The organism is Anaerococcus hydrogenalis, from assembly GCF_002871895.1.
Lineage (GTDB): Bacteria > Bacillota > Clostridia > Tissierellales > Peptoniphilaceae > Anaerococcus > Anaerococcus hydrogenalis.
This window is the reverse complement of the sequence record NZ_PNHP01000007.1, coordinates 1-24685: the sequence shown is the minus strand read 5'-3', so window position 1 is coordinate 24685 and position 24685 is coordinate 1. Positions and strand designations below refer to the sequence as shown.

16 protein-coding genes are annotated in these 24685 nt (G+C 31.3%); 10 read left to right on the top strand and 6 right to left on the bottom strand.

What is annotated here, in order from left to right; genetic code table 11:
- Positions 1-24: 24 nt before the first annotated feature.
- From CJ192_RS08385 to CJ192_RS08375, 3 genes are all read left to right on the top strand, one after another.
- A complete protein-coding gene (locus tag CJ192_RS08385; protein WP_102198460.1) occupies positions 25-813 on the top strand; it encodes an Mrp/NBP35 family ATP-binding protein in 789 nt (262 codons plus the stop codon).
- A gap of 17 nt (positions 814-830) precedes the next feature.
- Positions 831-1811 carry a DUF1002 domain-containing protein gene (locus tag CJ192_RS08380; RefSeq protein WP_102198459.1) on the top strand — a complete coding sequence of 327 codons (981 nt, stop codon included), beginning with the start codon at positions 831-833 and terminating at the stop codon, positions 1809-1811.
- Positions 1812-1978: 167 nt separating this feature from the next.
- Positions 1979-2695 carry a transposase gene (locus CJ192_RS08375; RefSeq protein WP_102198458.1) on the top strand — a complete coding sequence of 239 codons (717 nt, stop codon included), beginning with the start codon at positions 1979-1981 and terminating at the stop codon, positions 2693-2695.
- Between the two features lie 87 nt (positions 2696-2782).
- On the opposite strand, the gene CJ192_RS08370 is transcribed toward CJ192_RS08375, so the two are convergent.
- Both CJ192_RS08370 and CJ192_RS08365 read right to left on the bottom strand, forming a co-directional pair.
- Positions 2783-4054 carry a Glu/Leu/Phe/Val family dehydrogenase gene (locus CJ192_RS08370; RefSeq protein ID WP_102198457.1) on the bottom strand — a complete coding sequence of 424 codons (1272 nt, stop codon included), beginning with the start codon at positions 4052-4054 and terminating at the stop codon, positions 2783-2785.
- Positions 4055-4171: 117 nt separating this feature from the next.
- Complete coding sequence (locus tag CJ192_RS08365; RefSeq protein ID WP_102198456.1) at positions 4172-5236, bottom strand: C40 family peptidase; 1065 nt, start codon at positions 5234-5236, stop codon at positions 4172-4174.
- A gap of 191 nt (positions 5237-5427) precedes the next feature.
- Between CJ192_RS08365 and CJ192_RS08360 the strand changes: the two genes are divergently transcribed.
- On the top strand, positions 5428-7491 hold the full coding sequence (locus CJ192_RS08360; RefSeq protein WP_102198455.1) for a glutamine synthetase III domain-containing protein: 2064 nt from the start codon (positions 5428-5430) through the stop codon (positions 7489-7491).
- Between the two features lie 714 nt (positions 7492-8205).
- On the opposite strand, the gene glsA is transcribed toward CJ192_RS08360, so the two are convergent.
- Positions 8206-9135, bottom strand: coding sequence for a glutaminase A (gene glsA / locus CJ192_RS08355; protein ID WP_102198454.1), 930 nt, complete (start codon positions 9133-9135; stop codon positions 8206-8208).
- Between the two features lie 84 nt (positions 9136-9219).
- Here glsA and CJ192_RS08350 point away from each other — a divergent pair, with 84 nt between their 5' ends.
- On the top strand, positions 9220-9816 hold the full coding sequence (locus CJ192_RS08350) for an HD domain-containing protein (RefSeq protein WP_004817214.1): 597 nt from the start codon (positions 9220-9222) through the stop codon (positions 9814-9816).
- Entirely contained in the window at positions 9813-10943 is a 1131-nt protein-coding gene (locus CJ192_RS08345) for an MFS transporter (protein ID WP_004817222.1), read from the top strand. Before CJ192_RS08350 ends, CJ192_RS08345 begins: the two co-directional genes overlap by 4 nt.
- Positions 10944-10971: 28 nt before the next feature.
- Here the strand turns inward: CJ192_RS08345 and CJ192_RS08340 are convergent, their stop codons facing one another.
- The gene (locus CJ192_RS08340) at positions 10972-11247 is read right to left on the bottom strand and encodes a GNAT family N-acetyltransferase (RefSeq protein ID WP_004817219.1); all 276 of its coding nucleotides are present in this window, start codon (positions 11245-11247) and stop codon (positions 10972-10974) included.
- A 106-nt stretch (positions 11248-11353) separates the two neighbouring features.
- On the opposite strand from CJ192_RS08340, the gene CJ192_RS08335 reads away from it, so the two are divergent.
- The gene (locus CJ192_RS08335; protein WP_004817220.1) at positions 11354-12118 is read left to right on the top strand and encodes a hypothetical protein; all 765 of its coding nucleotides are present in this window, start codon (positions 11354-11356) and stop codon (positions 12116-12118) included.
- Between the two features lie 21 nt (positions 12119-12139).
- Here CJ192_RS08335 and CJ192_RS08330 read toward each other — a convergent pair whose 3' ends face one another.
- Both CJ192_RS08330 and CJ192_RS08325 read right to left on the bottom strand, forming a co-directional pair.
- Positions 12140-13987: a heavy metal translocating P-type ATPase gene (locus tag CJ192_RS08330; RefSeq protein WP_102198453.1), complete on the bottom strand. Its 1848-nt coding sequence runs from the start codon at positions 13985-13987 to the stop codon at positions 12140-12142.
- A 38-nt stretch (positions 13988-14025) separates the two neighbouring features.
- Positions 14026-14334 carry an ArsR/SmtB family transcription factor gene (locus CJ192_RS08325; RefSeq protein WP_102198452.1) on the bottom strand — a complete coding sequence of 103 codons (309 nt, stop codon included), beginning with the start codon at positions 14332-14334 and terminating at the stop codon, positions 14026-14028.
- Between the two features lie 176 nt (positions 14335-14510).
- Here CJ192_RS08325 and uvrB point away from each other — a divergent pair, with 176 nt between their 5' ends.
- The 3 genes from uvrB to CJ192_RS08310 form a co-directional block, all read left to right on the top strand.
- Complete coding sequence (uvrB, locus tag CJ192_RS08320) at positions 14511-16490, top strand: excinuclease ABC subunit UvrB (protein WP_102198451.1); 1980 nt, start codon at positions 14511-14513, stop codon at positions 16488-16490.
- 257 nt (positions 16491-16747) lie between these two features.
- Positions 16748-19561, top strand: coding sequence for an excinuclease ABC subunit UvrA (uvrA, locus tag CJ192_RS08315; protein WP_102198450.1), 2814 nt, complete (start codon positions 16748-16750; stop codon positions 19559-19561).
- Positions 19562-20548: 987 nt separating this feature from the next.
- Positions 20549-24685: YPDG domain-containing protein (locus tag CJ192_RS08310; RefSeq protein ID WP_180960900.1), on the top strand; the 4137-nt coding region annotated here is incomplete at its 3' end.

The following is a 24685-nucleotide window of genomic DNA, read 5'->3' as shown; positions in this document are numbered from 1 at the left end:
TAGAAATCTTGAAAGGAGTTAGAAATGACAGAAAATAAAATGAATTTAGATAAATTTATAATAAAACCAAAAGAAGGTTCAAAAATTAAAAAAACTATAGCAGTTATGTCAGGTAAGGGAGGAGTTGGAAAATCTTCTGTAACAAGTATGCTTGCAGCTAAACTTTCAAAAAATGGAAACAAGGTTGCAATCTTAGATGCAGATATTACAGGCCCATCAATTCCACAAGCATTTGGCATAGAAGATAGTGTAAGAAGCCTTGAAGATGGAACTTTGATTGCACCAGAAAGTAAGGGTGGAATCAAAATCATGTCTATAAACTTAGTTTTACAAGACAAATCAGCACCAGTTGTATGGAGATCATCAATTGTAAATAATGTTTTAAAACAATTTTATACAGATGTAGCTTGGGGAGAAATTGATTACTTATTAATAGATATGCCTCCAGGAACAAGTGATATTCCACTTACAGTTTTCCAATCCCTAAATATAGATGGGGTAGTTGCAGTTACAACCCCACAAGATCTTGTAGGAATGGTTGTAGAAAAATCATTAAACATGGCAAAAATGATGGGAAAAACAACTTTGGGTCTTGTTGAAAATATGTCATATTTCAAAGCCCCAGATACTGGAAATATCTACAAAATTTTTGGAGAAGGATCAACAGAAAAAACAGCAGAGAAATTTGGAATTGATACAGTTTCAAAACTTGCAATAAATCCAGAAATAACAAGCCTAATTGACCAAGGGAAAATAGAAGATTTAGATGAAAAAGACCTTGATAATTTAATAGAAAAAATTGAAAATCTATAAATTTGTAGGGAGAATTTATGAAAAAAATATTAAAAAATAAGGGGATTTTAGGCTTATTATTTGCAATAATCCTAACTATTCCACAAACTTCAAAAGCCAATGAAAATTTTGATTCAACAAAAGAATCTTATATGTATGGAACTGGCTTAAACCAAAATCAAATCGACCAAGTTAAAGATAAATTAGGACTAACAGACGATATAAATATGGCAAGTGTAAACGGGGCTGATTGTGAAAAATATTTGGGCTATAGGGCAAATGACTACGATATGATTTCATCAGTTTCAGTAAAAAAACTTCCAAAAGGAAGTGGAATCAAAGTAGATATTATAACACCAGAAAATATTTCATCAATTACACAAAGCCAATACACAAATGCAGCAATAACATCAGGAATTACAGATGCCCAAATAAAAGTTGCAAGTCCAAAAGTTGTAACAGGAGAATCTGCCCTTGTTGGGGTTTATAAGGCAATAGAATTATCAGGGGAAAAAGTTGACACACAAAGTACCCAAACAGCCCAAGAAGAACTTGGAACACTTAAAAAAATAAGTGATGAAAATCAAGATAATGGATCTTTTGATAAGGATAAACTTGACCAAGCAGTTGCCGAGGTAAAACAAAACTTAAAAGAATATAAAGATCAAAATGGCTCACCAGCAGATAGCAAACAAATTCAAATTTTTATCCAAGATGCCCTAAAAAATGTAAATATGGGGGATATACTTTCAAATAATAATATACAAATTCTTGTAAACTATTTTGAAAAATATCAAGAAAGTCCAGCAATTGATAGCAAAAATGTAGAAGAAAACCTAAAAAAATTCGCAGGAAATCTTACAGAAAAAGGAAAACAATTCTACCAAGACAATAAAGAAGATATAGATAAGGTTGGAAATGATATAAAAGAATCTGGCCTTTGGGATAAGATTCTACAATTTTTCAAAGATTTATTTTCATCATTTACAAGTTCAGATAATAACAATTCAAACAATTAAGAAATCGGGAAATATTTCCCGATTTTTTTATCCCCACTCCATTAGGGACGTTCATTATTGGAACACTTATTTATTAAATTATTTTAAATATAATATAACAATTAAAAGCTTTGGGTATATAAATAATAGTATTATAAAATTCATATTTAAAATTTTAGGAGAAGGCGATGGCTCGTTTGGCTAGAAAAATCCAAAACGGAAATATTTTTCATATAATAACAAAAGGGATAAATCGTGAAAAAATTTTTTCAAGAAAATCTTATAAAGAAATGATTTTAGATTTATATTTTGACGAAAAATATGATTGGAAAATATATGCTTATACAATAATGGATAATCACACCCATTTTTTGGTATATGTAAAGGGAGTAAATGATTTATCAGAAATAATGAAGAGCATAAATGTTAAATATTCAAGATTTTATAATTATGTAAATGATAGAAATGGTCACTTATTTCAAAATAGATATAAATCCGTAGAGATAAAATCTGATAAGCAATTATTTGAAGTTTTAAGATACATTCATAATAATCCAGTTTTTGCAGGGATTGAAAATGAACTTGGTAGGTATGAATTTACTTCATATAAAAATTTTTTTATAAGAAATATTAATTATCCAATAGATAAGGAATTTGTAGATAAAGTTAGAGATAATTTTGAAAATCAAGAAAACTTTTATGATTTTCACAAAGAAAGGTTTTTTTCTATAGAGATGGATACAAAAGAGGATATAATTTATGCTCAAAATTATATAATGAAATACATAAATGCAAAAAATTTAAAAAGAGAAGAATTACTTGAATATGGAAAAAAATTAGTAAATCTAGGCTTTAGCAAAAGATTTGTAGGGGAAAAATTAAAAGTATCTAGAAGAAAATTGTAAAAGTAATAACAAAATAAAGCTTTGAATAAAAGCTCCAAAATTGAGCGTCCCCAATGGGTGGTGAATCGGGAAAAATCCCCGATTTTTTTAATACCATCCTCTAAGTTTCATTGCTTGAGCGATTCTTTTTATTGCAAACATATATGAGGCTTCTCTTAAGTCAGTCTTGTATTCTTCTTTTATTTGATAAATTCCATCGAGGGCTTTTTTCATATCCTTAACTTGTTTTTCTTGAACCTCATCTTTTGACCAATAATTTCCATATTGATTTTGAATCCATTCATAGTATGAAACTAAAACACCACCAGAATTTGCCAAGATATCGGCTATAACTTCTACATTTTTTTCTTTAAGAATCTTGTCAGCCTCTGGGGTTGTAGGTCCATTAGCACCTTCTGCTATTAATTTTACATCTAAATTTTTAGCGATTTCTTCAGTAATAATATTTTCAAGAGCTGCTGGAATTAATATATCAAATTTTGTACTCCAGAATGTTTCATCAGATATTTTTTCAGCATCAGGATATCCTGCAAGAGTTTTATTTTCTTCCCTATATTTTTGCAAAGATTCATAATCAAATCCATCTTCTGAATAAAGAGCAGAACGTCCACATTCTTCGCTTTCATCTCTTATAGAAAGGTATTTAACCTTTGCTCCTTCTTCTATCAAATATTTTAATGTGTAGCTACCAACATTTCCAAATCCTTGAAGACCAATTTGAGCATTTTTTAAATCAAGTCCCATTTTTTTTGCTACATATTTTGTTGTAATTACTACCCCGAAACCTGTAGCTTCACTTCTTCCAAGGCTTCCTCCAAGAATTAATGGTTTTCCAGTGAAAGTTCCAAGGTCTTCTTTATCACCATTTAATTTTATATATTCATCTGTAAAATATGACATTATATTCCCATTTGTATTTACATCTGGTGCAGGAATATCAATTCTTTCTCCTAAATATTTATAAAGACCTCTTATATATCCACGAGATAAACTTTCAAGCTCTCTTTCAGATAGTTTTTTTGGATCAACTGTAATTCCACCTTTTCCTCCACCATAAGGAATAGCCAAAAGTCCTGCTTTTAAACTCATCCAAGTTGAAAGAGCCTTAACTTCTTCAGCATTTACATTTTGATGAAATCTTACTCCACCTTTTGAAGGACCTAGGGCATGGTTGTGAGCTGATCTGTATCCTTTAAATACTTTCAAAGACCCATCATCCATTTTTATTGGAATGGAAATTTCTATAAATCTTTGTGGATCTTTTAAAATTTCATAAACAGCTGGTTCTAGCTTTAGTTTTTCACAAGCTTTTTTGATTTGTAGTTGTGCTGCTTGTAACGGATTTAATGTGTCTGTCATTTTTAACTCCTTATAATTACAAATTAATTTGCATAAATTTTAATATTTTAATTTATTATAGCACTATTTTTTTTATCAGACAACAAAAAAACGCCCCAGGGACGTTTTTAATTTTTATTAATCTTCTATTAATCTTTTTATAATTATTGGATTTCCAATTCCTGATGTTATTATTCCATCTCTTGGGTTTGCAGCATGGACTATTCCACCTTGACCGTCAGCTATGGCAACGTGGGTAATATTTGACATGCTTGTTCCAAAAAATACCAAGTCTCCTGCTTTTTCCTCTCCAAGATTTACAGTTTTTCCATAATCTGCTTGGCTTTGGGCGAAATGAGGAAGACCAATTCCAAATTTTCCATAAACTTGTTGGGTAAAACCAGAACAGTCAACTCCATTTGTAAGACTTGTTCCACCCCAAACATAAGGATTGCCGATAAAATTTGTTGCAAAATTATAGGCCTTAGATCCTATATCATCGCCATCAACTGTATAATAAACATATTCAACTTCATCACCAGAATCATCATAAGCTTGATTATTACTGTCATTTTCTTGATAAATTCTATTTATTTCACCTTGAACTTCTTTATTTTTTTCATCAACAGGATATAAGCTTAGATTGTTTCTATCAAGATAATCCATATATCTTTTTATAGAATCATATATTTTTTTGTACTTATCCTTTATCTTATCCAAGTTTTTTGAATCTTTTTTGGAAAGATCAGATTTGTCAATTTTTATAAATCCTGTTTTATCTCCTTTTTTTACCTTAATAAAATCCTTATCGGCAAAGTTTACTAAAATTAATTTTTCATCTTTTTTAAAATCAGAAACTTCTTTTGATTTCTCGTCAGCTTTTTCGTAAATTTTTCCCTTATCTAGGGTTTTTACATCATCTAAAACATAAAACCAACTCTTTCCTACATAACCTTCCTTATCTTTAAAGTCTATCTTATACCAATCATTATCTTCTTCTTTTATTTCATAAACATCAGGATAATCAATCCCTCCTATTATTTTAGAATTATTAGAACTGGATCCACTTTCTCTGATATTTACCCCTTCTGTAATGTCATAATTTATTATAAGACCCTTAGCATGTGCTGTAGTTTTTGGAGCAAAAAATTGAAATGCTAAGATTCCCGATAATAATATAATAATTTTTTTGTTTTTTCTCATTATCCCATCCTTAAATTATTTAAATTTCAACTATTATTAATTTATCATTATATTGATAAGGTGTCAATTATTTAAATTTAACTTGTAAGATATTTATATAAATATTTTATATAAAATCATTTATTAAAAATTTAATTAAATTGTGATATAATAAACTGAACAATTTTTTAAAGTTTAAGAAAGGTAGAAGGATGAATTTAAAAGAATTTGGAAACTTAGCTTTTGACAAAAAAACAATGAAGGAAAATGTACCCTTTCCTGTTTATTTAAAATGGAAAGAAGCTGCAAGAAATAATGATATTCTTGATAGAGAAACAGCAGATTCTATTGCTCATGCTATGAAATCTTGGGCTCTATCAAAAGGAGCAACTTCTTATACTCACTGGTTTCAACCCCTAAATGGAAAAACTGCCAATAAAAAAACAGCTTTTTTAAATAGGGATGATAAGCACAATCCAATAAATAGATTTTCTGGAAAAGAATTAATAAAGGGAGAGCCAGATGCATCTTCATTTCCATCAGGAGGAATGAGATCAACTTTTGAAGCTCGCGGCTATACATATTGGGATTTGACAGCAAATTCTTTTATAGAGGATAAGGTCTTATATATTCCATCAGTTTTTGTTTCTTTTTATGGGGAAAAACTCGACAAAAAATTACCCTTAATTGAGTCAATGAATAGGGTAAGCAAGTACGCAAGTCCAATTTGTAACTTATTTTTGAAAGATGAGAAAACTTACAGGGTAAAATCTAAGGTTGGCCTTGAACAAGAATTTTATTTGATTGATAAGGAATTTTTTGATAAGAGAATTGACCTTGAATATTGTGGAATGAGCCTTGTCGGTCGTGATCCAATGGTTGAAAAAGAAATTATTTCCCACTACCTTGGGGCAATTCCTCAAAGGGTCAATGATTTTTTTGAAGATGTAAATGAACAACTATATGATTTGGGAATTTATATGGAGGCTGAGCATAATGAAGTTGGGCCAAATCAATTTGAAATAGCAATAATGTTTGAAAATGCAAACATTTCAGTTGATAACAACCAATTGTTGATGCATATTTTGGAAAAAACTGCCATTAAACATAATTTATATTGCCTATTAAAGGAAAAACCTTTCAAGAATATGGCAGGAAGTGGGAAACACAACAATTATTCACTTGCAACAAACTATGGAAAAAACTGTTTTTCACCAGGAAAAGACCCGAAAAACAACTACCTATTTTTGCTATTTTTATCAGCTATGATAAAAGTTTGCAACAAATATCAAAATCTAATAAGACTTTCCTCATCTTCAGTTTCAAATGACTACAGACTTGGTGGAAATGAAGCTCCACCATCAATAATTTCTGTATTTATTGGTAAGGATTTGGAAAATATCCTAAAATCTATAGCCAACGATGAAGAAATTAAAGATATAAATAATAAGGTAAAAATCCCTCACCTTGGTGAAATAGTAACAGATTCATCAGATAGAAATAGGACTTCACCAATTGCCTTTACAGGAAATAAATTTGAATTTAGGATGTTAGGATCTTCAAAATCAGCAGCAGATTTAAATACAGTAATAAATCTTTCAATGGCAAGAGTCTTAAAAGAATTTTACCAAAGACTTGAAGGTAAAAATGATAATGATTTAAAAGATGAAGTATATAAAATTGTAAAAGAAACTTACAAAGAAAATTCAAGAATACTTTTCCAAGGTGATGGTTATTCTAAAGAATGGATAAAAGAAGCAGAAAAAAGAGGCCTTGATAACCACAAAACCTTCCTTGATGCCCTAGTTTTTGCCAAGAAAAATTCATCATATGACCTATACAAAGACGAAAAAATATTTAGCCAAAAAGAAATAGATTCAATAATAAATGTAGAATTTGAAGAGATAACAAAGTTTTGCCAGCAAGAACTAGAAGTTTTATCCAATATGATCTATCAAGAAATTCTTCCTTCAGCAATGAAAGAAATAAAAGAAATAAAATCCTACCTTTCATTCTTAGACAATGAAAAATTAAAAGAAAAAGCAGAAAGAATAAATAAAAATGTAGAAATACTATTAGCATATGGGGATAAAATCAAAGAAATTTTAAAAGACTTAGATGAAATAAAAAGTCAAGAAGAAAAAGCAATATTCATCCAAGAAAAAACAAGGAAAATAACAGATCAAATAAGAGAAATAGCAGACAAACTAGAAAACGAAATATCAAGAGAAAACTACTCTATGCCTAGGTATGTTGATATGTTGAAATCTTTATAAATTTTTTAAAAAAATTAGAAGCTTGAAAAAGCTTCTTTTTCTTTATTCATAAAGATGAACTTCTATATAAAATCAATTCTTCGTAATGTTAGGGCGGAGGAAATGGGGGAGTTTCGATTTACATGTTAACTTAATTTTTAAAATTAAATTTTTAGTTTTTAATTTTAGAATAAATTAATATATTAAATTAATCCTTCGTATCCTTAGGGCGGAAGGAACAGGGGACTTCCGATTGTCCCCTTTTTCCTTCCCCCTAAGAACCCCCATCTTTATAACCCCTTAACCGGCCCTTGCAGGGAGCAAATTTAGAAAGAAACTAAAGTTTCTTTCGATTTTTAAATTGCTTATCCAAATTTAACAAAGATAAATACCCAAAATAAATAAATTCAAAGTTCATTAAAAGAGAAAAAATAAACTCACTAACGTTCAAACAATTTTTTCTCTAATAATTCACTTGAATTTATAGTTATTTTTAAATAGCAGTCAAACTTTTAAAAATTGAAAGAAGCGAAGCTTCTTACAAGAAAAGCTCCATGCAATGGTCGTTTGTAGGGGGGCAAAAAAGTGGGGGTCGTTAGGGGCGAGAAAAAAGGGGGAGAATCGAAACTCCCCCATTTTCTCCCCCTAACATTACGAAGTATTAAGAACAAATTGTAATTTAGTATATTATAAAAAATTTTTTAATATATAATTTAAAAAGTCTTTTATTAATTTCTACAGAAATATATTAAGCCCTAAGTCTGCTGATAATATTTTTAATAAATTTTTTCCAACAACTGAGTTTCCTGACTTGTCTAGTCTTGGTGAATAGACACAAATTCCACATTTGTTTGGGACAATTCCCAAAATTCCTCCGCCTACTCCGGATTTTGATGGGATTCCTACTTTCATCAAATACTCACCACTTGTTTCATACATCCCACATGATGCCATTTGGGCTATTGTCATTTGGACTATATTTTGTGGGACAATTAAATTTGAGGAGTAAATATCAAATCCTTCATTTGCAAGGATTGCCCCAAATTTTGCAAGGGATTCTACATTTGCACCTATTGAGCAAATTCTTACATATAAATCCAAAACTTCATCAGCGTTTTGGTCAAATATATTTTTACTTTTTAAATAATAGGCAATGGCCCTGTTTCTATCTGTTGTAGAAATTTCTGACTCATAAATGTCTTTCATAAAAGTAAATTCAGAATTTTGGCTCATTTGCCTTATAAGCTCCATAACCCTATTAAATTTTTCTTCCTTATTTTCCCCAAAAATCATTGAAGTTGTTGTGATTGCTCCTGCATTTATAAATGGATTTGCAGCTCTTTGATCTATTGGAATTAAAGAATTAAACTCATACCTAGTTGGCTCTGTTCCAACTTTTGAAAAAACTTCTTCAATAGTATTATCCTTTAGGGCCATCATTAGGGTAAAAACTTTTGAAATTGATTGAACTGAAAATATTTTTTCACTTTCTCCAAAATTATAAACATCTCCACTAGTTGTCACAATGGATAGGGCAAAGGAATCCTCGTCTACATTTTTTAGCTCTGGAATGTAGGAGGCAACTTCTCCAACTCCCTTGTATCTTTTTGCCTTATCTATACACTCTTCAATTTTTACTTCTATATCTTCTCTTTTCATAAACATACTTAATCACCTACTTATAAAATTCTATAAAATACTTACCCTTTTTGATATAATTATAATTAAGAAAATAAAAAGGAGTTTTTTATGCTTATTTTAGAAATTTTAAATGAAGATAAGTGGCTTGATGATTATAAATTTTTTAAAGATTTTAAAAATTCATCTTATTATGAAACTTTGCTTGACACATACCAAAATTTAAATACGGATATTCTTTATAAAAGTCGTATTCATGGCCAAGGCCATATCGAAAGGGTGATTTTGATTTCTCTTCTTTTGTCCTTTTATTATAAATTAAATAAAAATGATACAGATATTTTAAGATATGCAGCATCTCTTCATGATACAAAAAGAGTGGATGATTCTTATGATACCGAACACGGGTATAGGGCTGCCCTTTATTCCATTGATTATGCAAAAATAGATGAAAATGATAAAAATATTCTTCAAGCAGTTCTTGCAACTCACTCAAGACCTGACAAAGATATGGATAAAACCATAGAAGAATTTTTTGTAAAAGATATGGATAGGGCAAGGTACTTGTCAAAACTTTTTAAGGATGCAGATGCCCTCGATAGGGTAAGACTTGGGGATTTAGACCAAAAATATTTGAGAAATGATTTTTCTCATGACTTGGTAGATTTTTCTGAAAGATTATTTGAAAAATATATGGAAAGACAATGAAAGAAAACTCTATAAAAGAAAAATTATCCATTTTATCAATTTCTTTAATTTTAACTAGCAACAGTATAATTTCAGGAAGCCTAGTCTATATCCAACAAGCCTTTAATCTTACAAGAAATCAGGCTGAATTTATAATAACTCTTTCAAGTTTTACTGTAATGATTTTTATATTTTTGGCAGAATACATTGCCCTTTGGCTAGGCCTTAAAAAAACTGTTCTATTAGGACTTTTTCTTGTTGGACTTAGTGGGATTTTTCCTGTAATTTTTAAAACTTATCCTGCAATAATTATGTCAAGAATTATCCTTGGAGCAGGTCTTGGAATGTTTAATGGTCATTCGGCAAACTATATAAATTTACTTTACCATGACAATAAAGAAAGGACCAAACTTCATGGACTTAGAAATGCAGCAGAATTTACAGGGCAAATAATCCTTTTTACCCTTGCAGGAATTCTTGTAAAAATTAATTATATCTATACATTTTTACTTTATACATCAGCTTTTTTAATAATGATATTTTTTAAAATAAATGTTAGCGATGTAAAGATAAAAAGAGAAAGGGCAAAAATTAATTTTAACCCTAATGTATTTTTATTTATAATTTTTGCCATGGTAGTTTTATTAAATGCAACTTCTATGACGATGAGATTTCCCTTTGTGGCAAGTCTAAGCCGAGGAATGGATGTAAATACAAGTTTTTATTTAAATTTTGTTCCAATAGTTGGGATGGTTTCAGCCTTTTTATTTACACCAATAAATCTTAAATTAAAAAATAAGACCATATTTTTTGGTCTTAGCTTTTATCTTTTGGCAAATTTATTGATAATTAATTTTGAAAAAAACCTAATAGGATTTTTATTTTGTATCTTACTTTTAACCTTTGGTCAATCCATGTGTATGCCCTATATTTTTGCAGAAGTTCCAAGATTTGTTAAGGGGCATAGCTCAAGAATTGCAACAAATCTAATTTTTGTAGGCTGTAATATAGGAGTATTTATGGCTCCAATATTTATGAAAAATATAGATAAGATCCTAAAGACAAGTTCACTTTCAAAAGGCTTTATAGGATTTGTAATAATTTATTTGATTTTTATAGGAATATTTTATAGGAGAATAAAAAAATAATCTCTCGATATAATCGAGAGATTTTTACTTACTTAAAATAAACATCCTTATATTTATCATCTTTTTCAAATTTATTTCTTATATAAGGGCAGGTTGGAATTATTTTTTTATTATTTTCTCTAGCATATTCTACTAATTTATCCACCAATTTTCCTGCTATTCCTTGACCTCCATATTCCTTATCAACTTCTGTGTGGGGAGCATCTATCAAATATCCCTTATTTACCAAACTTATAAAGCCAATTTTTCTATCACCATCAAAAACTTGGATTTGATTTTCTTTTTCATCAATTTTATATTCCATAATATCACCTCTTTTTTTCTATACCCATAATTAATTATTTATAGGAAAATATTTGGGTATAAATATCTATAGAAGGTGAAAATTTATAAAAATAGAAAGGAATTTTATGAAAAGAGAATTTAGTTATGGTTCAATTATTTTACTTGAAATAATTTTGGGAATTATCTCACTTGGATTATTTTTCGCATTTGGAGAAAAAGCCAGTGATAGTATTATTTACAACCTAATAACCTCAATTATTACATGGATTGGATCATTTTTGATAGCCTCTGGCTTAATTAATAATAGAAAAGGCAATGTTGGAGATTATTTTAACCAAATCCACAGACTAGATAAAAAAGCAATTCTAGTTAATTTGATACTAATTGGTATTACAATTTTAATCACAGCAGTTTTTGGTGGAGGGGCAGCCTTTTTAGCAATAAAGGATAATCCAACAAGTTTTATGTCAATGGGAATTGTGGGAGCTCTTCTTTCAACTTTACTTGCACTTTTTACAACCTATGCAAACCACATTGTTGCAGATCCAAGAAACAAAGACCAATCAGTAGGAGAGGCCTTCAAAAGTGTATTTTCAGTTGGTAAAAAATTATTAGCAAAAACAATTCTAACATATTTAAAATATTTTGCCCTACCAATTATAGTTATGATTGGAATTTCTGCAGCAACTATAATGCACGCAGATTCATTTGAAGCTATAATGGGCCTTACTTTTATAGCAATGTTAGTATTTGCTGTATACTTTTTAGTAATATCTCCTATAGTTTTGGCAAGGATTGCTGATAATTATTTAGATTTAACAGGAGATATAGAAAACAATTATGAAGAAATTGAAAACAATAATGACTTTACTATAAGTAGAAATGTATAAAAAAAATATAGGAGGATTCTCCTATATTTTTTTATTTAAAATACTTGTTGAAATAAAAATTGAAAGAATCAAAACGCCTACATCTCCAACAATGGCAAGCCACATTGGGCCATAGCCAAGTAGGGTTAAAATCAAAATAATTATTTTTGTAAGCATAATAAAAACAAGATTTTTCTTGGCAGTCTTATCTACAATTCTTGCAATTTCCATCAAATCTTTTAATTTACTATAAGATTTATCGGAAATAATTATATCAGATGCATCAATAGCAAGGTCAGATGCTCCTTGGCCCATGCTAATTCCAACATCAGCATACTTTAAAACAGGCCCATCATTAATCCCATCACCCACAAAAACAATTTTGTGGCCATTTTTTTGCTCATTTTTTACAAGATCTAATTTTTCATTTGGCAAAAGCCCGCCTGCATAAGAAATAGAAAGTTCCTCTGCCAAATCTTTTACTGCCATTTCGCTATCGCCAGATAAAACTGCAATATCAGAAAATTTACTTCTTAAATAATCTATAGTTTCCTTGGCATCATCCTTAATCCTATCTTCCAAAAGAACTTTACAAACTAAAATATCATTTATAGTCATATAAATTGCCTTGTCTTTTGAGTCATCATTAATATTTACAAAATCTTTTGATCCTATTTTTATTTCTTCATTTTCATATGTTTTTGCCCAAATACCAAGACCATTTATACTTTCGCTGGCTATAAAATATGAAGGATTGTCCCTTCTTCTTAAATCTTTAACTATGGCCTTTGCAATTGGATGGTTGGATAATTTCTCCAAATTATATAAGTAATCCAAAATTAGATTTTTATTATACTCAGAATAATAAATAATATCTTTTACATCAAAATCCCCATAAGTGAGAGTCCCTGTCTTGTCGGTATAAAAATAATCAGCATCTATCAATTTTTCAAAATATCTAGCCCCCTTAACAAGGATTTTATTTTTGCTACAAAGACCAAGACCTGAAACATAGGTTAAAGGAAGGCCAATCACTAGGGCACATGGACAAGAAAGAATCAAAAAACTTCCTGCCATTTTTAAATAAGAGGTGAAATTTCCAAATAAAATTGGAGGAACTACAGCTAGAAAAACTGCTATGGCAACAACAAAAGGTGTATATACCTTGGCAAATCTTCTGATAAGTTTTTCACTGTCAGATTTTTCCTTAGGAGAATTTTTAATCAAGCTAATAATTTTATAGGCAATAGACTGATCAAAAACTTTTTGGACCCTGTATTTTATAATTCCAGTTTTTAAAATAGAAGAAGACAAAACCTTGCTATTTTCTCTAACATCAACTGGCATGGACTCACCTGTCAAAGAAGAAGTATCCAAAAGTCCCTCTCCATCAACAACTATCCCATCAAGTCCAATCCTATCACCATCCTTAGCAAGGATTATATCGCCAACATTGATTTCATTTATACTTACCTTAGAAAAAGACCCATCAGGATTTTGTCTATCAAGTTTTTTTGGAACAATATCAATAAAGGACTTAATATTTTTATCTGTCCTATCATTAGCAAGATTTTCAAAAACTTCTCCCAAAGAAAACAAGAGCATAATCACACAAGACTCTGTAAAATTTCCCATAAAAAAGGCTGCAAAACTTGCTATAGTCAAAAGAAAATTTTCATCCATCATATTTCTTTTAGAAAAAGACTCAATAGCCTCCAAAAAAACATCCATTCCCAAAAAAAGATAGATAAAAAGAAAGCCAGTCACAACATAAGACTTATTGCCAAAAACTTTTCTAATATAGGTCATAAGGCCAATTAATATAGCAAAATAAGCGAGCCTAAAAAGTTCTCTTTTCCTATCCTTTTTCATATCTTTAAATATTTCCATAATATATCCTCTCATTAGATTTTTAAAGTTATAAAAACCTACCTATCCTCATACAAATGTTCCAAACCAAGTTTAATAATAAATTTTACATGCCTATCAGAAAGAGCATAAATCATTGCCTGGCCGTCTCTTTTACTCTTAACTAAATTTGAATCTTTCAAATACCTAAGCTGATGACTTATTGCAGATTGACTTAAATTTAATTCTTTTGAAATTGTATTTACATTTTTTTCATGATCAAACAAGGAAAATAAAATCCTAATTCTAGTCGAATCAGAAAAAACCTTAAACAAATCTGCCAAATCAAATAAATCATTATTAGAAACATTTTCAAATGATTTTTCCATACTCCCTCCCAAAATTATATTCACAAAAAATTATAGCAGAAAGGGGGATTTGTGGCAAGATTTAAGGCTTTGAATCCCGAGTAAATAAGTTGAATTTAAAAAGTGAAAGTGTATATTGGAAAAGACGAAAACAGATATAAATTATTAAAAAATTACTTACATAAAGGAAGTGTAAAATGAAAGAAAATAAATTTGTTATAAAATCAGACTACACTCCAAAAGGAGACCAACCTCAGGCAATAAAAAAACTTGCTGACGGAATAAAAGAAGGAAAACACCACCAAATCCTTCAAGGAGTTACAGGTTCTGGTAAAACTTTTACCATGGCAAATATAATTCAAGAAGTTCAAAGGCCAACCCTTGTCCTTGCCCACAACAAAACACTTGCCTACCAATTATTTACAGAATTTAAAGAATTTTTCCCAGACAATGCTGTTGAATATTTTGTTTCCTACTACGATTATTACCAACCAGAAGCCTATGTTGCTGCAACTGATACCTATATTGCAAAAGATTCATCAATAAATGATGAAATAGATAAACTAAGACACTCAGCAACAATGAGTCTTTTTGAAAGGCGAGATGTAATAATTGTGGCCAGCGTTTCTTGTATTTACGGCTTGGGAGATCCAGAAGAATACAAAAAATTAGTTTTATCATTAAGACCAGGCCAAGAAATTTCTCCTGAAGAAGTTATGAAAGAATTAATTGAAAGGCAATTTGTAAGAAATGATTTTGATTTTTCTCGTGGAACATTTAGAAAAAGAGGAGATGTCCTAGATATTTTCCCAGCAGGAAATGACGAGAAGGCCATAAGGATAGAATTTTTTGGAGATGAAATTGATAGGATTTCTGAATTTGATTCCTTAACAGGAAAAGTTATAAGTCACATCTCCCACGGCTACATTTATCCTGCCAGCCACTATGCAACAACTGCCGAAAAAGCAGAAGCTGCTATTGTAACAATAAAGGAAGAATTAAAAGAAAGATTGGCTGAGCTAGAAAGTGAAAATAAATTAGTAGAGGCCCAAAGACTTGAGCAAAGAACAAATTACGATATAGAAATGTTAGAAGAAATTGGATTTTGTTCAGGAATAGAAAATTATTCAAGGCACATGTCCCAAAGAGAGCCTGGCTCAAGACCTGCAACCTTGATAGATTATTTTCCAGATGACTTTGTTCTTTTTGTTGACGAATCCCACGTTTCAATTCCTCAAGTAGGAGGAATGTATGAGGGGGATAGGTCAAGAAAGCAAAACCTAGTTGACTATGGATTTAGACTTCCATCAGCCCTTGACAATAGGCCTTTAAAATTTAAAGAATTTGAAAAATTAATAAACCAAACAGTGTATGTTTCAGCAACTCCAGGCCCATATGAGATGGAAAAAACTGGTGGAGAAGTTGTAGAACAAATCATAAGACCTACAGGTTTATTAGATCCATTAATAGATGTGAAACCAGTAGAAAATCAAATTGATGATCTTATAGAAAATATTCACCAAACAATTGAGAAAAAAGAAAGGGTCCTCGTCACAACCCTTACCAAAAGAATGGCAGAAGACTTGACCGATTACTTATCAGAAAATGGAATCAAGGTAAAATATCTCCATTCAGATATAAAAACAATAGAGCGAAGTGAAATAATTAGAGATTTAAGACTTGGAAAATTTGATGTTTTGGTAGGAATCAACCTTCTTCGTGAGGGACTCGACTTGCCAGAAGTTTCCTTGATTGCAATTTTGGATGCAGACAAGGAAGGATTTTTAAGAAGTGAAACTTCCCTTATCCAAACCATAGGAAGGGCAGCTAGAAACTCAGAAGGTCATGTAATAATGTATGCTGATAAAATTACAAGGTCAATGAAAAAAGCAATAGACGAGACCGAAAGAAGAAGAAAAATCCAAACAGAATTTAACAAAAAACACGGCATAACTCCAACCACAATCAAGAAAAATATTTCAGAAATTATCCAAGTAACAGAAAAAGCAGAAAATATAGGCGAAGAAAAAGAAGAATTCTCACCAAAAGAAATTGACAATATCCTTATAAACTTAGAAACAGAAATGTATGCTGCTGCAGAAGAACTAGACTTTGAAAAAGCAGCCTCACTGAGAGATCAAATAGCAAAAATGAAAAGAGAATTTGCTGGGGTATAAAAAGTTAAATAGATTAAAAAAAGTAGAATAAAGTAATATATTTATAGTGAGAATAGGCTACAAATTATCTCATGTAAAGGAAAAATTAAGCTAAAACGCATCTCAAGCACAGAGAAAAACTAAGCCCTACCCATCTCGAGCGAAGTCGAGAGATCTCAAGAATTAAACTTATCATTTAATTTACTTTTTTTAAAATTTCATCCTAACTATAAATTAATATAATAATAAAAAATGCAGAGACAATTGCGGAGGTATAAATGAGTGAAAATAAAATAGTAATAAAGGGGGCGAGGACCAATAATTTAAAAAATGTTGATCTGACCCTTCCTCGAGATAAAATGATTGTATTTACTGGACTTTCCGGATCAGGAAAGTCCACCTTGGCCTTTGACACAATTTATGCCGAAGGTCAAAGAAGGTATGTAGAAAGTTTATCATCCTATGCCAGACAATTTTTGGGAAATTTGGACAAGGCGGATGTAGATGCAATAGAAGGACTTTCCCCATCAATTTCAATCGACCAAAAAACAACCAATAGAAACCCAAGATCAACTGTTGCAACAGTAACAGAAATTTACGATTATTATAGGCTTTTGTTTGCAAGAATTGGAGATGCCTACTGTCCCGTTTGTGGCAAAAAAATCGAGGCCCAATCAATTGACCAAATGGTTGATAGGATTTTAAAACTTGAAAATAAAACAAGAATCCAAATACTTTCCCCAGTAGTAAGGGCTCAAAAGGGTCAACACAAAAAGAAACTACAAAATATTCAAAAAATGGGCTACGTCAGAGTGATGATTGACGGTGAAAGATACGATATAGAAGAAGAAATTGAACTTTCAAAGACAAAAAAACACGACATATCAATAATTGTCGACAGGATTGTCATAAAAGAAGGAATAAATTCAAGGCTAGCAGATTCCTTAGAAACTGCCCTCGAGCTTACAGATGGACTTGTTCAAATAAATGTAATAGATGGAGAGGACTTTATATTATCATCCAAACTTGCCTGTCCTGACGGCCACGTTTCCCTTCCAGAAATTACACCAAATATGTTCTCCTTTAACGCTCCCCAAGGCATGTGTCCTGAATGTAACGGGCTTGGATTTCATTTGCAAATTGATCCAGACCTTGTAATTCCCGACAAAAATCTTTCCATAAATGAGGGAGCCATCGACCCATATGCCACAAGTGGAAAAGGAACCTATTATAATGAAATGATTAAGGCCATTGCCAAAAACCACAAATTTTCTCTTGATGAGCCTATAAAAAATGCTCCAAAAAAAATGATTGATGAAATTTTGTACGGAACAAAAAAAGAAGTTTCCTTCACCTTTGACAGTCATTTTTCTGGAAGAAAAAAATACACTGGTCATTTTGAAGGAGCAATCAAAAATTTATCAGACAGGTATGAAAGAACAAATTCTGATGCTCAAAAGAAAAGGATGAGAGGCTTTATGAGCGAGGAAGAATGTAAAACTTGTCATGGTCACAGATTAAAAGATGAAATTCTTGCCATAAAAGTTGACGGCAAATCAATTTCAGAAATTGCAAATATGTCAGTAGACAAAACCATAGAATTTTTTGATAATTTAAAACTTTCACCAATGAAAGAAAAAATTGCAGAATTAATAATAAAAGAAATAAAAGCAAGAGTGAAATTTTTACAAGATGTAGGACTTGGCTATCTTTCCCTTTCAAGGTCAGCCTCAACCCTTTCAGGAGGAGAAAGCCAAAGGATAAGACTTGCAACCCAAATCGGATCTGGACTTGTTGGAGTTTGCTATGTACTAGATGAGCCATCAATAGGACTTCACCAAAGAGATAATGATAAATTAATAAAATCCTTAAGAAATTTAACCGATATTGGAAATACCCTAATAATAGTAGAACATGACGAAGATACCATGAAAGCTGCAGATTTTCTTGTAGACATTGGACCAAAAGCAGGAGTTCATGGAGGAGAAATTGTTGCAAAAGGGTCACTTTCCGATATAAAAAATTGTAAAAAATCAATCACAGGTGCCTATCTTTCAGGAAAAGAAAAAATTCCAGTACCAAAAGAAAGAAGAAAATGGGACAAATATATAGAAGTAAAAAACGCCAGACAAAATAATTTAAAAGGAATAGATGTAAAATTTCCTCTCTCAACCTTTACAGCTGTAACGGGAGTATCAGGTTCAGGAAAATCTTCCTTAGTAAATGAAATTTTATATAAATCAATCACAAAAAAATTAAACAAATCCAAAACCCACCCAGGAAAACACGACTCAATCGAAGGAGTAGAACAAATTGATAAAATAATTTCTATAGACCAATCCCCGATAGGAAGAACACCAAGGTCAAATCCTGCAACCTACACCAAATTATTTGACAATATCAGAGACGTTTTTGCTATGACAACAGAAGCAAAAATGAAAGGCTTTGATAAGGGAAGATTTTCCTTCAATGTAAAAGGAGGAAGGTGTGAGGCTTGCAAAGGGGATGGAACAATAAAAGTTGACATGATGTTCTTGCCAGATGTCTACGTTCCTTGCGAAGTTTGCCACGGACAAAGATATAACAGAGAAACCCTGGAAGTAAAATACAAGGGAAAAAACATCTCAGAAGTTTTGGACATGACAGTAGAAGAAGCCCTCAAATTTTTTGAAAACCACCCATCCATAGTAAGAAAATTACAAACCCTTTATGATGTAGGACTTGGCTATATAAAAATCGGCCAACCATCAACAGAACTTTCCGGAGGAGAAGCCCAAAGAGTAAAACTTGCAAGCGAACTTGCAAAAAGATCCACAGGCCAAACCCTATACATTTTGGACGAACCAACAACAGGCCTACACATGGCAGACGTTCACAAACTAATAGAAGTTTTAAACAGACTAGTCGACCAAAACAACACAGTTGTAGTAATAGAACACAACCTTGACGTAATAAAAGTCGCAGACCATATAATAGACCTAGGCCCAGAAGGAGGAGATGGTGGCGGAGAACTTTTAGTAACAGGGATTCCAGAGAAAATAGCAAAATGCAAAAAATCCTACACAGGACAATTTCTTAAAAAAATCCTATAAAATTTATTACTATAATATATAAACCTATTAATATAAAATATATAGAAAAAAAGACCATAAAAAGGGCACAGATTATAGATAAAGTCTGAGCTTAATTAAAATATAGCCAAAAAAATAAAAACTTAGCCTAAAAGTAAAGTAAACAAAGCAAAACCTATCTCGAGCCCAGCCGAGAGATCTCTTTCATTAACTTTATCTATAAATTTACCAAATACATGAGATCTTTCCATGCACTCCACTTCGTTACATTTAGTCGAGATGAGTAAGATGGTATTCATTTACTGGCTAAAGTTTTGTTATTAAAATGATTAGACAAAAATTAATCAAACTCAAATATCAGAAAAATTAGTCCTTCAGTAATAAATCAAATAAACTATCACCCATCTCGAGCTTGTCGAGAGATCTCTGTATTAAATTGATATAAAAATAAAACCTAACCTTTGGCTAAAATAAAAAAGAAATCTCTCCATCCACTCCACTTCCTTATGTTTAGTCGATATGGGTTTTATAGTAATTTTATTTTTAAATTATTAAACTATCTTTATCAAGGCTCTAAGACCAAAAAAACTGGTCTTTTTTTGTTGAAATATGTAATTTTTTTGTAAAAAATAAAAAAAGTATGAAAATACTTTTTTAGGAAAAATGTAAAATTATACAAAAATAATACAAAACTATAGCAAAGATAGTCGTTTTTTAAAAAAATTAATTTTATTTACAAATAAAGATAAAAAAAATCTTATAGTAATGAATATTTTGTGAATATTAATGCCACACTATTTCCTATAAACCTATAGATTTTTAAGATATATATGATATAATATTAATGTAAAAATTTTAAATTTAATTTAAAATTTATAAGTGCGCAATAAATTATTTCTATATTTTTATGAAAATAAAAAATACAGAATTTTTATGTAAGCACTATCTTGTTGTATGTTACTAAATTTATAACAATATTTTATTAGAGTATATGATGAAAGGAAAGTTATGAAAAATTCGAAGAAGATGGCAGAAGTCATCGAAAAGAAAAGAGCATTAAGCGAGGAGAAAACTCCAAAATATGGTACAAGAAAATTATCAATTGGTTTAGTATCATGTATGTTAGGGTTTTCACTAATAATCGCACCAGGCTCTTCAAAAGCAGCAGAGGGAACAGAAACTCCAAAAACAGTTTCTGAAGAAAACATTCAAGAACGCCCTGCTGTAGACGAAACAAAACCAGCTGAAGCACCAGCAGAAGAAGTAAAACCTGTTGAAAGCGAAGAAAAAGCTCAAGCGGCAGAAACTACAGAAAAAGAAACAGTTGCAAACACAAAAGCTGAAGAAGTAGCAGAAGTTAAAGAAGAATTCAAATTAACAGATGCTCAAATTCAAAGACTAAAAGCAGCTAACTTCACAGATGCAGAAATAAGTGTAGTAGAAGAAAATATCAAAGCATATGTAAAAGAAAATAAAGACTTTGATGTTGACGCTCATATAGCTGATGTTATAAAAACTAAAGAAGCTAATGAAAAAAGGGAAGCTGAAGAAAGTAAAAAAGCTAAAGCTCAAAATAGAGCAGCAGATGATGCAGCAGTTTCTGAGGAATTTGTAGAAGAGAAAGCTAAGGAAAACTGGGATAAAAAACCACAAGACAAGAGCCGTTGGGCTGTTGGTGAAAATCAAAGGCTAGTAAGAGTATCAACATCTGATCCTGTCGAAATGAACGATGTTGACTATGACGGAACCTTTGTTGATGCTAATGGCAGAACAGTTATTAGACTACTATATAAAGAAAAAGGTGCAGTAGCTACAGGAGTATGGTACAGGGCCTTATTTAACTTTGGTGAACTTGATCAATTTATTGATCACGACTCATCCTATGTAGTAGGTGTAGACACATTAGGAAACGAAAAATCTGACAGAACAATTTTAACTCCATTTAATGATAGAAAAGAGTGGATGTTTGACCTAGGTCGTTCAAGAGGAGACCTTACTAATGCGAGGAAAAACCTGCCAATAAACCTAGTCCTTAATGAAGGTGTAACCTTAAAAGATTTGGCCGGAAAAAATTATACTGTCCAAATGAGGCTTACTGATAATAAAGGGAAAAGAATATATGCCTACGCTCCAGGTAAATCAAGCATGGACTATTCTTCTTACACCAAGACTACATCAGTATCATTAGATGACAAGGTTAATTCCCTATTCTTAAAAGGTGGTTTCCAAAAAGATAGTGAAAATGCTACAAATCAAGAGTCATTCATGTCTGAGTTTATTGCAAACCCAAAACAATACAGTGACTCCAAGCAAATTGGTATTATAAGAACCCAATACTATGGTCAAAGAAAAGGAAATGCCGCTAGTCCTACTGTAGGTGGAGAGCCTATAGCCTTTACTCAAGCCTTCGATGCCAATCTTGTACAATACCTAAAAGAAGATGATGCTGGAAACATTGCCTATGTAAATGTTTTGACTAATGATAGAAAATTGTCTAAATATACTCACAATTTTGGAATTAAGAAAAAAGATTTGAATTATTCTGCTGATGGAAAGCTTGCTTATTTCGTAATAGGTCCAAATGCATTCCAAAAAGATGGTGTAAACAAAGTTGAAGTTGAAAAACACGACCAATATACAATGCTTAGTGGATTCTACTTCACATCTATCGATTATATTGTAGATAAAACCAAGTTTGAAGACACATTTGATTCGTCAAAAACAAGAAAACTTGATTATTCAATGATATCAGGTTGGGTAAATCCAAACAAAGATGGATGGGCTGTCTATGAAAAAACTTATGAAAATGGATTTGTTGCTCAAGAGGGTGATTCTTACCTAGTAGATACCACAAGTGTCCCTACTGGTGGACAAATTATGATTAAGATTGGTGATGGTGATCAAGCAATAATCAGAAAAGGCCAAGGATATTACACATATCATGTAACTGGTAAAGTTGCCATCGAAAAAATAGAAGAGTTTTCAAAGGGTGTATTTCAATTTAAACTTAGAGAAGGGGCTACAATTAAACCTGGTGATAAGTTAAAGATATATATGCCTTATACAAAAGAGCACAAAGACCCAGTCAACTTCTTAGAGATTAATAATGCAACCAAACGTAATAAAGGTGCAGCGACCTTAACTTTAAACAACGATAGAAATATTACATTGCACATGTTCAAAGAAGGTAAAAAAGGTCACTTCGTATTAAAATATACTCTAGCTGATGGAACAGAAAGCTCTATGGAATTTACACCTAAAGGATTTTGGAGTTATTCAGATAAAGATAGAATTCTAACAGGAATACCTAATACAGCAACTCTTGATACAGGTGGAAATTTCTATTTAAACACTAAAAAATTGAAACCAGGTGCTGACATCATAGTTGAGTCATATGATGAAAATGGTCAAAAAATAGAAGATCAAACATCATCTTTCAGATATGGGGCATTAGAAAAAGGTGAAAATTATACTAATATGACCTGGGTTGACCATTCTGATACTTCATCAATCCTATCAGTAAATAAATCATTATATAAACCATACCAAGTTATCTTTACAAATGACTATGCAGAAGGAACTGATGATTTCTACAAAGACCCTAAGGTTTTACCATCTGATAATACAGCATTTATGAAAAATACTGATAAAATTCAAGGTTATACAAAATATGACGGCGGATCAATCAGAATGCGTACAGAACTTTTAAATGATATAGCACTTTTAGGAAAAACTCACGCCCTAGCTGATGAATACACAGATAAAGGTGAAATAAAAACAGATAACAGTTCTAAACTTACATTAAAAGGAGCTGATGGAGAAAAAGAATATAGGGTTTATAGATATGATATCGATCTTAATAAACTAGGAGAAATTTCAAAAGCTGGAACATCAGCTAGAGATGTTAGTGCTGAAGGAAATAATAAGCTAGTTCTTAAAAAAGACATGAAGCTCTATTTCAACGCATCAGACGGATCATCCCTACCAACTGAATTAGTTGAATCAAGAGTAAGAACAAGAGTCTTATTCGATACAACAGATGGAAAGTTTGCTGATGCTAGCACAAAATCAGTAAGAATTGCTCCAGATAACGTGAAATATCTTGAAGATACAGGATATACAGCAAACGGATTTACAGGTGCAAATGTAGCTGAAGGCACAGGAGATAAATTTGCTGAAAATCCAACAGCAGAAGGAAAAACATTCCTAGGTTGGGTAACAGAAGCAGGAAAAACTGCACTTGGAAAAACAATAACAACTGCAGAAGCTTTCAATAAATTATCAGCTGATCAAAAATTCACAGAAACAACTCCAATAACTACTCACCAAGTAGTTTATGCAATCTGGTCAGAAGAAAAATTAGTAACATTTGATGCAAATGGTGGTAAATTTGATGATGATACTGCAAGTAAAGCACAAAAAACTAACGAAGATAAAACTGTAACTGAACCAAAAGCTCCAACACAAGAAGGAAAAGAATTTTTAGGTTGGGCAAGCACAAAAGATGCAACAGCACCAGAAGATGGAATACTACAAAATGTAGAAGATAATAAGACTGTTTATGCTGTTTGGAAAGATGCAGAAACAGAAAAAACTGCAGAAAAAGTACAACCTGCCTACACAGAAGCTGATGCAGAAGCTGGAAAACAAACAACAATAACAGCTCCAAACTTTACAGATAAAGATGGTAAAGAAACAACAAAACCAGAAGGTGCAAAATTTGCACTAGGCGAAGGTGCTCCAGCAGGTGCAACAATTAATCCAGATACAGGAGAAATCACATATACACCAGCGGCAGATAAATCAGGACAAGAAGTAGATATTCCAGTAGTAGTAACTTATACAGATGGTTCAACAGATAATGTAAATGCTAAAGTAAAAGTGGCTGCAGCACAAGATGTAAAATTAAACAATCCAACAGTAACAGAAGTAGCTGACCCATCAAACTTAACCGATGAAGAAAAAGGTAAAGTAGAAGACGCAGTTAAAAAAGCAAACCCAGACTTACCAGAAGGTTCAAAAGTAACAGTAGGCAATGACGGAACAGTAACTGTAACAGACAAAGATGGCAAAGAACTCGGCAAATTAACACCAGATAAGACAGTTAAGAAAGCTGACGAAGCAACACCAGAAGTAGTAGCTCCA

What these genes read in the sequence shown, in the direction of transcription:
- CJ192_RS08375 (WP_102198458.1), top strand. Translation starts at nt 1,979, where the DNA reads ATGGCTCGTTTGGCTAGAAAAATCCAAAACGGAAATATTTTTCATATA.
- uvrA (WP_102198450.1), top strand. Translation starts at nt 16,748, where the DNA reads ATGAGTGAAAATAAAATAGTAATAAAGGGGGCGAGGACCAATAATTTA.
- CJ192_RS08385 (WP_102198460.1), top strand. Translation starts at nt 25, where the DNA reads ATGACAGAAAATAAAATGAATTTAGATAAATTTATAATAAAACCAAAA.
- CJ192_RS08380 (WP_102198459.1), top strand. Translation starts at nt 831, where the DNA reads ATGAAAAAAATATTAAAAAATAAGGGGATTTTAGGCTTATTATTTGCA.
- CJ192_RS08335 (WP_004817220.1), top strand. Translation starts at nt 11,354, where the DNA reads ATGAAAAGAGAATTTAGTTATGGTTCAATTATTTTACTTGAAATAATT.
- CJ192_RS08360 (WP_102198455.1), top strand. Translation starts at nt 5,428, where the DNA reads ATGAATTTAAAAGAATTTGGAAACTTAGCTTTTGACAAAAAAACAATG.
- CJ192_RS08340 (WP_004817219.1), bottom strand. Translation starts at nt 11,247, where the DNA reads ATGGAATATAAAATTGATGAAAAAGAAAATCAAATCCAAGTTTTTGAT.
- glsA (WP_102198454.1), bottom strand. Translation starts at nt 9,135, where the DNA reads ATGTTTATGAAAAGAGAAGATATAGAAGTAAAAATTGAAGAGTGTATA.
- CJ192_RS08345 (WP_004817222.1), top strand. Translation starts at nt 9,813, where the DNA reads ATGAAAGAAAACTCTATAAAAGAAAAATTATCCATTTTATCAATTTCT.
- CJ192_RS08350 (WP_004817214.1), top strand. Translation starts at nt 9,220, where the DNA reads ATGCTTATTTTAGAAATTTTAAATGAAGATAAGTGGCTTGATGATTAT.
- uvrB (WP_102198451.1), top strand. Translation starts at nt 14,511, where the DNA reads ATGAAAGAAAATAAATTTGTTATAAAATCAGACTACACTCCAAAAGGA.
- CJ192_RS08370 (WP_102198457.1), bottom strand. Translation starts at nt 4,054, where the DNA reads ATGACAGACACATTAAATCCGTTACAAGCAGCACAACTACAAATCAAA.
- CJ192_RS08325 (WP_102198452.1), bottom strand. Translation starts at nt 14,334, where the DNA reads ATGGAAAAATCATTTGAAAATGTTTCTAATAATGATTTATTTGATTTG.
- CJ192_RS08365 (WP_102198456.1), bottom strand. Translation starts at nt 5,236, where the DNA reads ATGAGAAAAAACAAAAAAATTATTATATTATTATCGGGAATCTTAGCA.
- CJ192_RS08330 (WP_102198453.1), bottom strand. Translation starts at nt 13,987, where the DNA reads ATGGAAATATTTAAAGATATGAAAAAGGATAGGAAAAGAGAACTTTTT.